Genomic DNA, 12,605 nt, shown 5'->3' on the forward strand with positions numbered 1-12,605 from the left:
TTTAAGATGCAAACGATTCAATCGCAAAATACTTTAAGACTGGATGACGTTAAACACCTTCGTGACATCTTTAATGCTCAAAACTCTCAAGAGCTAAAGAGAGCATTTGATGCACTTCACTCATGCATTGAAATCTCTGAAGAGGATCTTGAGGTACAGTTCAATCGTTATTTTATAGGTCCCATGGAGCCTATTGCCGATCCGTTTGCTTCCATTTACATTGATGATCCTGATGTGGTGATGTCAAAAAGTACGTTACATGTAAGGGAATTGTACGAAACGATGGGCTTTACGAATCCGCTTAAAAACATCATTCCCGATGATTATTTAGGCGTTGAGCTGGATGCTTATTACCAACTACTCTATCTTGAAGAGGCTAAAGGGATAACCTACTTAAGTGAACTTCGTCACTATTTTTTACATGAACACATGAATCTTTGGGTACCTCGTTTTATCGAGAGAGCCTTAAAGGAGAGTGAGCATGACTCTAAAGCCATGACCTTTATTTTATCACAGCTCAAATCGTTATTGATAAGAGAAACTACTACACAAGGAGTTACCGCATGAGTTACTCAAAGGAAAACGTTGAGTCCATTGTGAACAATGGTATCAGCCGAAGAAGTTTTTTAAAAGGGCTTGCCGCCAGTGGTGTGTTGTCTTCATTCCCCGGAGGCATTCTCCAAGCCAATGAAGATCTTAATACTAAAATACCGTATTTAGGTGAGAAGAGCTATCAAACCTTCCGCAACGCCTGTCCTAGAAACTGTTACGACACCTGTAGCATTAAAACCTACGTTAAAGATGGCGTGATGCAGTTTATTGAGGGTGCGACTGAATCGACGTACACCAGAGGTGGCTGTTGTGTCAAGGGCAATTCATATGTTAAGAGAGTTTACTCTGCCAGACGTTTGAAATACCCGATGATGCAAGTGGGTGGTAAAGGTTCAGGTAACTGGAAACGCATCTCTTGGGATCAAGCGATGGACATTATCGCGAAGAAACTGTTGGAGATGAAAAAAGAGGACGGCACGCTTTTAGGTGCAGCACTTACAAAATACTCTGGTAACTTTGGTATTACGCATTATGGTATTGAGGGTATGTTTAACTCGATTGGTTATACCACCAGACTTGCGGGAACGCCATGTTGGCCAGCAGGAATTGATGCGCAAAACCTCGATATGGGCGATATGTGGTGTAACGATCCTGAAGAGATGAAAGACAGTAAATTTATTATTTTGTGGGGTGTGAATCCTGCGAGTAACTCAATTCACTCGATGAAATACATCTATGAAGCCAAGAAAAAAGGGGCAAAAGTTGTTGTCATTGACCCTGTTTTTACCGAAGCCGCTTCCAAAGCGAGTCAATACATTCAGATCAAAGCGGGCACCGATGGTCTTTTAGCCCTTGGAATGGCGAAGATTATTATTGACGCCAATTTGCACGATCAAAAATGGCTTGATGCGAACTCAAAAGGGTACAAAGAGTACAAAGCGTATCTTGATAAAGAGATCAAATTAGACAACGTTTCCAAAATCACAGGCATTCCTTTAGCGATGATCAAAGAGTTGGCTTTATCGTTTGCCAAAGCGAAACCTGCGACGATTTGGATGGGTTATGGCATGCAACGCCACACTAATGGCGGTTCGATGATCCGTGCGATTGACGCATTCGTTGCCGTATCTGGAAACATCGGAAAATACGCAGGAGGGGCTCGTTATGGACACCTCAATACATGGGGCTTTAACTACGCAGCGCTCAGCATGCCAAAACCAGAAGGTAGTGTGGGTTACACAGGTCCTGAAGCGGCAAAAGGTGATGTTGCCCAAGGAAAAGATGCAAAATCAAACTATACCGATCGTTTCTTGAACATCAACAAAACCGCGCGCGAGCTGATCAATGCGAAAGAGCCAAAAGTAAGACTCCTTTGGGTTGCATGTAAAAACGTTTTTGCACAAGATTTTGACCGCAATCAACTCATCCGTGCTTTCCAACAACTTGACCTTGTTGTGGTTGCAGACCAGTTCTTCAATGAAACCGCTAAATGGGCAGACATCGTTCTCCCCGTTGCGACGCAATTTGAAGAGTATGATGTGAACGTCTCTTACTGGCACTATTGGTTGACACTCAATGAGCAAGCGATCAAACCACTCTTTGAAGTCAAATCAGACCTTGAAATCGCAGCGATGCTCTCAAAACGTATGAATCAACTTCAAGCGGGCTCTTGTACCTTCCCTCAAAGTGTTGATACCAAAGCGATGATGGTCAAAGAGTTTAACCCTGGTATTTACGAGCAATTTGGCATCAAATCATGGGAAGAGCTTAAAAATGGACCGGTCAAAGCCAAAGCGGTAATCCCTTATGCCGATGGCAAGTTTAAAACACCAAGTGGTAAATTTGAGTTTTACTCGGACAAAGCATTGGAGCTTTTTGGAAGCGCCTTGCCAACGTATCTTGAAGTGCGTAAACCGTACGATAAATTCCGTATGACCTCACCTCACAGCAGATGGAGTTTGCACTCACAATTCCAAAACTTAGAGTGGATGGAAGATGTGCATCCTGAACCTTACGTGTACATCAATCCTGATGATGCCGAAGCGAAAATGGTCAAAGAGGGCGACACCGTAGCGGTCTTTAATAAACAAGGACTCTTAAGACTCAAAGCCAAACTCACGGACAATGTTCAAGCAGGTACGGTTTTGATGTATGAGCAGTGGTATAACAACAACATTTATAACGTCAATGAGCTTGTCGATGACACCAGCTCTGACATGGGTGCGTTTAAGACAGGTGCGCCTGGCGTTGCACTGCACGATACCTTTGTCAACTTTAGAAAACTATAACAGGAGATTGTGATGCAAAAAGCTTTTTTAGTCGATGGCAGTATCTGTCTAGGATGTAATACGTGTGCAATGGCCTGTAAAAATCAGTATCATCAAGATAAAGGGATTTTGTGGCGAAAAGTGCGTGAGATCGGAGCGGAGGAGTATCATATGGATAATAACAATATCTTACCTACCTTAGTTTCATATCAAAAAGCACCAAACGCACAGATGCCTATGGAGCGCTTTTATTTTTCACTGGCATGTAACCATTGTGAAAATCCAGCGTGTGTGGCGATTTGTCCTGTGGGCGCGCATACGAAAGACCCTGAAACAGGCATTTGTAAACATGACCAAACCATCTGTATTGGGTGTGGTGGTTGTGTGAAAGCGTGTCCGTTTGGCGCTTCAAAGTTCAATGAAAAGATGGGACAAGCCGAGAAATGCAGTATGTGTTGGGAGAGACAAGCCGATGGAAAAACAACGGCGTGTGTTCAGTCCTGCCCTGTAGGCGCAATCGCAATTATTGATCTTCACGATCCAAAGTATAAAGAGTATGCAAATGCTGCACCGATTGGCATTGACTATGCGATCAACGCTGAGACGAAACCGACGACGCGGTTTATCCACCCTTCGATGCCAAAAGAGGTCTATAGACTTCCAAAAGGATAATCTCATGAGAGCAACACTTCTTACTTTAGTGTTCGCTTGTAGTGTTGTGTTTTCTTACGCTTGGGGGAATCCTCCCCCGAGTACTTGTAGTTTTGGTGACCCTCTTTTTGAGGCATTGTCTCATCAAAACGTTACGCTTATAGAGCCTAAAAACTACGTAGTAGGCGAAGAAAACTTCGTTATAATACAGCTCGAAAAGCCTGAACTCCCCTCCGGCTATATGGTAAGTGTTTTTGTGGATACCCTAAAATCACCCAAGAGTGAGCCTGAAGTGCAAGGCTGGTACCCTAAAACGAGCATTAAGCCTTTGGTTGAGGGCATTTATGAGATGTCGGTTCGTGTGAACCTGATGTATAAAGGGAGCTGAGGCGGTATTTTGGTTGCAAGTCTTGCAAATACAAAGATTCGTTTTACTGCTAAGAAGCCAAAATGAATAAATGAGATTACCAAAACTTTTCTGCCTCGTTAGAGGCAAGCTTAGCGCCACAGCGGCGTAGCGTAGGTTTTTGGGCTTTGCCTAAAAAACGTGATAAAAGAGTTCTGTAAGAACTCTGCTTTAAATAAGGAGCATCAAACGTGGATAAACTTTTTTTGGAACGATTGAAGACGCTCACTATTCTCTATGTCGAAGATGAAGAGGGCATCCGTAAAAACATTGCCGCATCGCTTCGCTACTATACCAAAGAAGTCATCGAAGCGGAGAACGGCAAAATTGCTTTAGAACTTTATAAAACTGAAAATCCAGACATTGTGATTACCGATATTTTAATGCCTGTTATGAACGGTGTGGATCTTGTAAGAGAGATTCGTAAAACCGATGAAATGACACCGCTTGTTATCATCTCTGCGCATACCGATAGAGAGTATTTGCTCAAAGTGGTTGATCTGCATTTAGAGCAGTACATCATCAAGCCTGTTACGCTCAATGGGTTACTAGAAGCGCTCTCTCGCTGCTTAAAGCGCATCGTTCAAACGCATACCATTGTGTATGAACTTCCATGTGGCTACTTGTATGATGTTGACCATAAGCATTTAACCTATGAGGGTGAGATCATTCATCTCAATAAAAAAGAATCGGGATTTTTAGAGTTACTGCTTCATAATAAACAACGTATTGTCACCTATGCTGAACTCCAAGCCCATGTATGGCAAGATGATGTGATGACCGATAGTGCGCTTCGCTCCTTGGTGCGAAATTTGCGCAAGAAGTTGCCGAAAGATTTTATTACCAATTTATCGGGAGTGGGGTATCGATTTGAGATGTGCTAGATTCTCTCTTTTGCTGTTGTTTTTTGTGAGCATTGGATGTGCGCAAGAATGGAAAAATCCCTTTTATTACCGCAGTGATGACACCGCATCTATCCTCATTAACGAACGTGTTTCTGGCTCTCACATCAAAGTTTTTTTACCCACTATGCCCTATCTGTATGTCTCCAAATTGGTGAATGGCACACTGGTACGCTCCAGTGGAAATCGTCAAGGCTGGGAGTATATGATGGCAACATCGTATACAAAAATAGATGATCTCACTTATGAATTTTCCTTACGTAAAGGTGTACTCTTTCAAGATGGAACACCCTTTAATGCGGATTCTGTGGTAGAAAATTTTACCTATTTTATGCAAGATCCTGTTGTTTATTCAGACATTCATAAACGACTCAAGGGCGTAACCAAAGTCGATGCACATACCATTCGTATTCATTTGCACAAGCCTTATGGGCTTCTTTTTAGCGACCTTACCTCCATCAATCTTTATACATCTGCTTATCTTAAGCGCTATGGTTGGAGCACGAAAGAGGGTTCTACATGTAACAGTATGCAAGGTCCAGGTCCTTATGGACTTGGACCTTACATACTAAAAGAAGGCTATGCGACGGGACGGGTTCAAACGCCTATTTTAGAGCTTAAAGCCAATCCAAACTATTATGAAGTGGGATTGCCGTACATTGAAAACATTACCATTTATACAGAGCTTACATCAAAACAATCGGTCAGTATGACATTGGAAGAGGAGCGTTTAGATATAACGCCCATCCCTTTCAATAAAAAAGTTGAAACCGTACTTTCAAAGTATGCAAGGCTCTATACTAAGCCTTCAACGCACAGTATTTCGATCTACTTTAACCTACTAAAGCCAAATAGTAAACTCAAAGATCAAAACATTCGTATAGCGTTAAACAAGGCACTCAACCAAGCCAATCTGCTCAATTTTGTCTATAAAAAAGAGGGTGAACTAGCACCTACAGAAGCTTCGGTGAATTATCGCTCCGTCAAACGAGCAACCAAGTATCTTCCGACATGGGGAGAGAGCACTCGTGAAAATCCTGAAGAAGAGAGAAAACTCAAAAAGATTTTGAATGGGTTGGAGCTGGATGTCATTACGATGGATCGCTTTATGTTTTTGTGGAGAGGTATTGAGCATCAGCTTAAAACATACGGCGTAACGCTTCGCTATACGACCACGCCCAATGAAAAAGAGATTTACGAGCAACTTTTAACCAACAGAGCATCGCCTAAAACATGGGACATCTTAACGTGGGGCAATGATGACTGGAGTAGTAACAACCCTTGGACAGCCTTTTTTGCATATCGTATCTCTGATAAATGGTCGGCCATTGATAAAGACGATGTGATGCAAGAGTACATTGAGCGTTTCTTTGATGTCGAGTTTCAAAGTGAGGCGTTTGATGAGGTGGTTTCAAAAATCGTTAAAAGAGCCTATGAAAAGGCATATATGCTGTTTGTACCATCTCCAAACATCGTTTTAGCGGTCAATAAAGAGGTGCGCTATGAGCCTTCATCGGTTTTGATGATGCCTTTATGGAAGGCAAAGCTGACGAAGTACCATTGGTCGATTCGCAATAACGCACAGTATCCTAAAGAGCGTGAAGCACCGATGCTTCCATTAAGGTTTGATTATGATTAAGTATCTTTCCATGCGGTATAAATTTTTTCTGATGGCGTCTTTGGGTATTTGTGCGATTGTCACGCTCTCTTTTTTGGCGTTTGACATTACTAACAAAGGTGTTGTCAATGTCAACAATGTATTTGAAGGCTCTAAGCGGGTGCAAACCATTCAGCAGAGCTACATTTTGCCACTCTTTAAACTCAGGGAACAATCGCTTTCCCTCATTATGGCGCCCAACGAAGACTTGCGTAAGGATATTCTTAACAAAATCAATGAGATGCACACTCAAATGGAAGAGCCTTTTAGCAAGCTTCCTTCTACGGTGTATTACCAATGGAAAAATTATGTAGCGCTCATCTTAGCCAATCAAGTCTATCTCAAAGATGACTTTGAAGAGGGGGCGTTTATCAATGCCAATACGGTTGAGCGTGACCAGTTTTACGCACTCATGGATTCGCTTGAAGTGTTACAGCAAAACGAGTTGACCCATTCGTCAGAAACGTATGCGAAAGCCAATAAAGAAGCGGTTAATTCGCGCTATTTTATCGCGGTTTGGTTGATTATTATCGTTCTTTTAACATTTTTGGTGGGCTTTTTTATTGCAAAAAATATTGTAGATTCTATTTTACTTGTACGTCGAGGGCTTAGAGAGTTTTTCGATTACTTGAAGTCACCTTCAACAGAAGAGGCTACACGCATTCACATCCCCCTTGCCAATAAAGACGAACTAGGCGATATGGCACGACAAATCAACCAAAATATTGAGATCATTCAATCTAACTTAGAGCAAGATAGCAAACTCATCGAAGATGCGACCAATGTTGTGGAAGACCTAAAACTAGGCAATCTTAATCGTAGACTTGTCGCATCTGGAAACTCTGACCAACTCAATTTGCTTAAAGCCGTAATGAATGAAATGCTCGACAACCTAGAGCTTCGCATTCAGCAAGAGATCGATGAGCGCACACGCCAAGAACAGCTCTTGATCCAACAGAGCAAACTCGCCGCCATGGGTAATATGATCGGCAATATCGCCCATCAATGGAGACAGCCTTTAGGTGAAATCAATGCCCTTTTGATGATCATTCAAGTAAGACAGCATTTTGATGACTTTAATGAAGCGTTTCTAACGGAGAAGATCGAGGAGTGTAACCGCATCACCGCGTATATGTCCAACACCATCAGCGACTTTCAAAACTTTTTCAAGCCTTCCAAAGATAAAGAGATTTTTGAGATCAACAATGCGTGTGAGCGGGCAAGCTCCATCATTCAAGCCTCTCTTCGCTACCATTCTATTGAGTTTTCGTTTAATTCGGCAGATGAGATCAAAGTCCTTGGCTACCCCAATGAGTTTGCTCAAGCGCTTTTGAACATTCTCTCAAATGCCAAAGATGTATTGACGGATCGCAATATTGAAAATCCTTTTATTCGTATGAGTGTCAAAAATGGTGAAAAATACACGCTCATCAAGATTGAGGATAATGGTGGTGGCATTGCACAGGAGTATATAGAGCGCATTTTTGAGCCTTACTTTACAACAAAACACGCTAAACAAGGCACAGGCATTGGGCTTTATATGACGAAGATGATTATAGAAAATAATATGAATGGCATTGTCACTGTTAAAAATACCGGAGAAGGTGCGCTCTTTACGATTAAAATTAAACACCATTAGCTTAAAGAATAAAATTAGATTTATTATTTCATGCCTCCACATTTTTTTGCCACTTTATTTCACTACTATTTCCTAAAATTAAAAAGGAGAGTAGATGAAAATCATCACAAAATCACTTATTATTGCCACCTCATTGGCGATCAGCGCACAAGCAACACCACTTTATACCAAGTGTGTTGCCTGTCATGGAACTTCAGGTGAAAAAGCCGCTTTAAACAAAAGTTTGATCATCAAAGATATGCCTAAGGCAGATTTTATTGCAGCGATGAAAGGCTATAAAGATGGCTCATACGGTAAAGATCAAAAAGCCCTTATGAAAGCACAAGTCACCACGCTTAGTGATGCACAGATTGAAGAGCTTGCCTCTTTTATCGTTAAGAAGTAGGCTTTTATATGGAAACCTGTCAAAAAAGGCGTGATTTTATTGGCATGGCACTCACAGGCGTTACGGCTGTGGGTGGTGTCTGTGCGCTTGGTGCAATGAAAAAGAGTTGGGATCCACTCCCAAGTGTCCAATCGGCTGGCTTTGTAACGGTGGATGTCTCAACCATACAAGAGGGCGAAGCGCGTAGTTTTCAATGGCGAGGAAAGCCTATATTTGTGTTACGTAAAAGTGCCGACACTGCAAAAAATGCGAAACGCGATGTGGTCATTGGCGAAAAAGTCTTTACACTTGTCATCGGACTGTGTACGCACCTTGGCTGCATTCCATCGTATGATGCGAAACAAAAAAGCTTTATCTGCGCCTGTCATGGCGGTGTGTTTGATGCAAGCGGTATCAACACCTTTGGTCCACCTCCTCGTCCTCTTGATATTCCTCCCTTTAAAATTGCAGGCGAGTCTTTGGTCCTCGGTGAAGAAGGCGAAGAGTACAAAAAATTAATCGCAAAAAAAGCGTAGGAGTAAGGCATGGCTGAAATTCGAAAAAGCGAAGGCTTGATAGACTGGCTCGACCAACGTCTAGCGGTGAAAGCGTTTATGCGTGTGATGATGACCGAATACTGGATACCTAAAAACATCAATTTCCTTTGGGCAATGGGTGTGGTTTTAGTGGTGCTTTTTGGTGTGCTATTGGTAACGGGGCTCTTGTTATTGATGTACTATAAACCCGACATTAACTTAGCGTTTGACAGTGTCAATTACACCATTATGCAAGAAGTAGAGTATGGCTGGTTGTGGCGTCATATGCACGGTGTTGCAGCGTCTGCGACGTTTCTCATTATATACATTCACCTTTTTACGGGCATTTATTATGGCTCTTATAAAAAAGGTAGAGAGATGATCTGGATAACGGGTATGGTGCTTTTCATCGCTTTCTCCGCAGAAGCATTTAGCGGTTATATGCTTCCATGGGGTCAGATGAGTTACTGGGCAGCGCAGGTTATTACCAATCTCTTTAGTGGTATTCCTGTCATTGGTGATGATGTGGTTATTTGGATCCGTGGTGATTACGTGGTTGCGGATGCTACTTTAACACGTTTCTTCATGCTTCATGTGGTGCTTTTACCCTTAGTCATTATAGTAGTGATTGCGGTGCATTTTTATTCGCTTCGTTTTCCACACGTCAATAATCAAGACTCCGAAGAGCTTAACTTTGATGTAGAAGCGAAAAAGTTTTTAGAAGGACGCAAAAAAGAGTCTAAAGTGGTACCTTTCTGGCCTGTGTTCCTCTCCAAAGATTTCTTTGTTGTAGGTGCCTTTATGACATTTTTCTTTGTCCTTTGCTGTTATCACTTTGATTTTGCGATGGACCCGATCAATTTTGAGCCTGCAAATTCGATGAAGACGCCTGCACATATCTACCCTGAGTGGTATTTCTTGTGGAATTATGAAGTGCTTCGTGGTTTCTTTTTTGACATTGCAGGCATTGCCGCGATGGATATTGGCTTGATCGCATTTGTGATTGCTAACATTGTTTTCATGGTCTTACCATTCTTGGATCGCAATACGATGAATACAGCACCTGCTCACAAACGTCCTTTGTTTAAGTATTGGTTCTGGATCTTGGTTGTCGACATGATCGTCCTTACGGTCTATGGCAAACTGCCTCCAACAGGGGTGAATGCGTGGGTAGGCTTCTTTGCAGCCATTATCTTTTTAGGGCTTTTCATTGCCCTACCGTTCATCACCAAACATGAAGCAAAAGGAGAGGTGCAATGAGAGAGCTTAAAATTTTAGCCATTGTGATTTTTTTTACGGCATTGACGTATTGGGGTGTTGAGCCCTATGCGCATTCGCAAATGCACCCACACGTTGCACCAGCAGATTTTAGTTTTAAAGATATACAACCCTTGGCGCTTAATGGAAACAGTGAAAATGGTAAAACCTTGGTTGAAGCGAATTGCATTGCATGCCATAGTATTAAAAGTTTAGGCTTTGAAGCACCGATGAGCAATGACGATGCGGCAAGTGCGTACGGCGTTGTTCCACCAGACTTAAGCCATGCGGGAGTTATTTACGATAACAACTACCTTTCTGGCTTTTTAAAAGACCCTGTAAGTGCGACCAAACTTTCGCATAAATTTGGTGATGCCAAGCCCTATGCAATGCCAAGTTACAGTTTTTTAAGTAATCAAGAGGTTGCTGATATCGTGGCATATCTTAAAAACATTGTCGCCACAAAACCTACTGATAAAATGGTCTTTGAAGAGGCGTGTGGCAGATGTCATAGTATGAAATACGATGGCACAAAAGCACAGACATCAAGCGTGTTTATGAAAAACTACTTAGGCGCTGAAGCACCTGATGTGTCGATGATGATTCGCTCCAAAAAAGCGGAATATCTCACAACATTCATTAATGAACCGCTGAAAATGGTTGAAGGCATTGCAATGCCTCGTGTAGGGCTTACAGAAGCATCTCAAGCACAAGTGATCGCATATATGGAACATGTCGGTGATCGCAAAAAGGCTGAACGTGAAGATCTAGGTCTTAATCTCATTGGATTTATGGCTATTTTTACCCTAATAGCGTATATGTGGAAAGTTCGAATTTGGAAAGAGGTGGCGTAAGCCGCCTCTTTTATACGTCTATTACCTCTCTTTATATTCTTTATATTCTTTATTTCTCCTATTTTTTTCGTCAAAAAAACGCTTTTATTCTTCGATTATTTTGCTCTTTTTTTTATTTAAAATTTTCTTGAAGCTTCAAATTAATTGTCTTATTAACGGGTATATTCAAGAATAAGGCAGATGGGTTTATGCATCTGTCATGATGTGTTTAGCTGAGCGATCGACACATCATTTTTTGGCATAAATTAACGTCAAAAACATTTTATATAAAGTGTTTTACTACGAAGGAGAAACGTATGAAATTAGCAAATCTTAGCTTGGCAGTTCTTTGTGTTGCAGGACTTAGTACCTGTTCTTTTGGCGCAGATACTTTAGCAGATGCGTTCAAAGAAGGAAAAATCAGCGGTGAATTAAAAGCGTTTTACTGGGATCGTGATCGAAATCCCGCAATTCCAAGTGCTTCTATTTTCAATACAGGTGTGACTCTGGGCTACGTCACAGGCTCTCTGGGTGGATTTAGTGTAGGTCTCACAGGTCAATCAAACAGTGCTCCTTTTGCAACTTCCAATGCCAAAACACAGTTTGGCTGGGATGAATACGGTTCAGGTGCACAACTCTCCGAAGCCTATCTTGCGTACAGTGCAGGTAAAACAACCGTTCAAGTCGGACGTATGTTTCTCAACACACCGCTTATCGCCTCGTTGGGCAATCGTATCGTCAAAGAGTCGTTTGAGGGTGCAAGCGTTGTCAATACAGACCTACCAAATACCACACTCACAGCAGCTTATGTACAAAAGTTTCAAGCACAAACCAATGGCGCTGGACACATTGGCGAGTTTACAAACTACAGTAATCCTTATGGCACTTCACCACTCCTAGAAGATGGCGCTTATACCTTAGTCGCGGTCAACAAATCGATCACGGGATTGACGTTAACAGCAGCATATGCAGAAGACATCAATACCAAAGGGGCAATGGCGTATGCTGAAGCTGCGTATGCCTTTAGTATCAATGCCCTAAATTACGGTTTTGCCGCACAATACTATTATAATGACAAAGACATTACAGGAAGTAAAAGCTCTGATCTTTTAGGCTTAAAAGCCAGTGTGGGTTACGGTGCTCTTAGTGGATATGTTGCCTATAGTACGGTGAGTAAAGACGCGACAGTGACACCAGGTATCGGTTGGGGTGCAGACCTTGCCTATACAGGAACCATCATTCTCTCTAGCAGTTACCCTGCCAATACTGATGCGTACGCAATTGGCTTAGGTTATGCGTTTACGCCAACCACAACGCTTAATGTTGCGTATACCGTAACGGATGATGACGACCTTTCATATGGTAAGGCTTCTTATGTTTCCTTGACTGGTAATTACGCTTTTGCTGGTGCTCTTAAAGGGCTGAATTTCTTAGTAATGTACGATAAAGAAAATCGCGATAAAGCTGGGGCTAAAGATAAAGACGAGTTTAGATTTAGCGCAAGTTATAAGTTCTAGAATAATAAGGCTCTTTTACAGCTA

The 12,605-nt window shown here is 42.0% G+C and carries 12 protein-coding genes; all 12 read left to right on the plus strand.

What is annotated here, in order from left to right:
* The first annotated feature begins 6 nt into the window (after positions 1 to 6).
* The 12 genes from V7Q04_RS04010 to V7Q04_RS04065 all read left to right on the plus strand — a co-directional run bounded on the left by V7Q04_RS04010 (position 7) and on the right by V7Q04_RS04065 (position 12,581).
* Positions 7 to 567 carry a TorD/DmsD family molecular chaperone gene (locus tag V7Q04_RS04010; protein ID WP_333803616.1) on the plus strand — a complete coding sequence of 187 codons (561 nt, stop codon included), beginning with the start codon at positions 7 to 9 and terminating at the stop codon, positions 565 to 567.
* Entirely contained in the window at positions 564 to 2,840 is a 2,277-nt protein-coding gene (locus V7Q04_RS04015; RefSeq protein ID WP_333803617.1) for a molybdopterin-dependent oxidoreductase, read from the plus strand. The genes V7Q04_RS04010 and V7Q04_RS04015 overlap by 4 nt, the downstream gene beginning before the upstream one ends.
* 12 nt (positions 2,841 to 2,852) lie before the next feature.
* Positions 2,853 to 3,491 carry a 4Fe-4S dicluster domain-containing protein gene (locus V7Q04_RS04020; RefSeq protein ID WP_333803618.1) on the plus strand — a complete coding sequence of 213 codons (639 nt, stop codon included), beginning with the start codon at positions 2,853 to 2,855 and terminating at the stop codon, positions 3,489 to 3,491.
* A 4-nt stretch (positions 3,492 to 3,495) separates the two neighbouring features.
* Positions 3,496 to 3,858, plus strand: a complete 363-nt coding sequence (locus tag V7Q04_RS04025) for a hypothetical protein (protein ID WP_333803619.1) — start codon at positions 3,496 to 3,498, stop codon at positions 3,856 to 3,858.
* Between the two features lie 209 nt (positions 3,859 to 4,067).
* Complete coding sequence (locus V7Q04_RS04030; RefSeq protein ID WP_333803620.1) at positions 4,068 to 4,760, plus strand: response regulator transcription factor; 693 nt, start codon at positions 4,068 to 4,070, stop codon at positions 4,758 to 4,760.
* Positions 4,747 to 6,417, plus strand: a complete 1,671-nt coding sequence (locus tag V7Q04_RS04035; protein ID WP_333803621.1) for an ABC transporter substrate-binding protein — start codon at positions 4,747 to 4,749, stop codon at positions 6,415 to 6,417. Before V7Q04_RS04030 ends, V7Q04_RS04035 begins: the two co-directional genes overlap by 14 nt.
* On the plus strand, positions 6,410 to 8,074 hold the full coding sequence (locus V7Q04_RS04040; protein ID WP_333803622.1) for a sensor histidine kinase: 1,665 nt from the start codon (positions 6,410 to 6,412) through the stop codon (positions 8,072 to 8,074). Before V7Q04_RS04035 ends, V7Q04_RS04040 begins: the two co-directional genes overlap by 8 nt.
* A 94-nt stretch (positions 8,075 to 8,168) precedes the next feature.
* Positions 8,169 to 8,459 carry a c-type cytochrome gene (locus V7Q04_RS04045; protein WP_333803623.1) on the plus strand — a complete coding sequence of 97 codons (291 nt, stop codon included), beginning with the start codon at positions 8,169 to 8,171 and terminating at the stop codon, positions 8,457 to 8,459.
* Between the two features lie 8 nt (positions 8,460 to 8,467).
* The gene (gene petA / locus V7Q04_RS04050; RefSeq protein ID WP_333803624.1) at positions 8,468 to 8,974 is read left to right on the plus strand and encodes a ubiquinol-cytochrome c reductase iron-sulfur subunit; all 507 of its coding nucleotides are present in this window, start codon (positions 8,468 to 8,470) and stop codon (positions 8,972 to 8,974) included.
* Between the two features lie 9 nt (positions 8,975 to 8,983).
* Entirely contained in the window at positions 8,984 to 10,234 is a 1,251-nt protein-coding gene (locus V7Q04_RS04055; protein ID WP_333803625.1) for a cytochrome b, read from the plus strand.
* The gene (locus V7Q04_RS04060; protein WP_333803626.1) at positions 10,231 to 11,085 is read left to right on the plus strand and encodes a c-type cytochrome; all 855 of its coding nucleotides are present in this window, start codon (positions 10,231 to 10,233) and stop codon (positions 11,083 to 11,085) included. The genes V7Q04_RS04055 and V7Q04_RS04060 overlap by 4 nt, the downstream gene beginning before the upstream one ends.
* A 296-nt stretch (positions 11,086 to 11,381) precedes the next feature.
* Entirely contained in the window at positions 11,382 to 12,581 is a 1,200-nt protein-coding gene (locus tag V7Q04_RS04065) for an OprD family outer membrane porin (RefSeq protein ID WP_333803627.1), read from the plus strand.
* The last annotated feature ends 24 nt before the right edge of the window (positions 12,582 to 12,605 follow it).

Origin of the sequence: Sulfurospirillum sp., assembly GCF_036802865.1 — a bacterium.
Taxonomy (GTDB): Bacteria; Campylobacterota; Campylobacteria; order Campylobacterales; family Sulfurospirillaceae; genus Sulfurospirillum.

Bases quoted from the DNA above. Each gene is read 5' to 3' on its own strand.
- V7Q04_RS04040 (WP_333803622.1), top strand. From the start codon at position 6,410: ATGATTAAGTATCTTTCCATGCGGTATAAATTTTTTCTGATGGCGTCT.
- V7Q04_RS04015 (WP_333803617.1), top strand. From the start codon at position 564: ATGAGTTACTCAAAGGAAAACGTTGAGTCCATTGTGAACAATGGTATC.
- petA (WP_333803624.1), top strand. From the start codon at position 8,468: ATGGAAACCTGTCAAAAAAGGCGTGATTTTATTGGCATGGCACTCACA.
- V7Q04_RS04045 (WP_333803623.1), top strand. From the start codon at position 8,169: ATGAAAATCATCACAAAATCACTTATTATTGCCACCTCATTGGCGATC.
- V7Q04_RS04025 (WP_333803619.1), top strand. From the start codon at position 3,496: ATGAGAGCAACACTTCTTACTTTAGTGTTCGCTTGTAGTGTTGTGTTT.
- V7Q04_RS04060 (WP_333803626.1), top strand. From the start codon at position 10,231: ATGAGAGAGCTTAAAATTTTAGCCATTGTGATTTTTTTTACGGCATTG.
- V7Q04_RS04055 (WP_333803625.1), top strand. From the start codon at position 8,984: ATGGCTGAAATTCGAAAAAGCGAAGGCTTGATAGACTGGCTCGACCAA.
- V7Q04_RS04020 (WP_333803618.1), top strand. From the start codon at position 2,853: ATGCAAAAAGCTTTTTTAGTCGATGGCAGTATCTGTCTAGGATGTAAT.
- V7Q04_RS04065 (WP_333803627.1), top strand. From the start codon at position 11,382: ATGAAATTAGCAAATCTTAGCTTGGCAGTTCTTTGTGTTGCAGGACTT.
- V7Q04_RS04010 (WP_333803616.1), top strand. From the start codon at position 7: ATGCAAACGATTCAATCGCAAAATACTTTAAGACTGGATGACGTTAAA.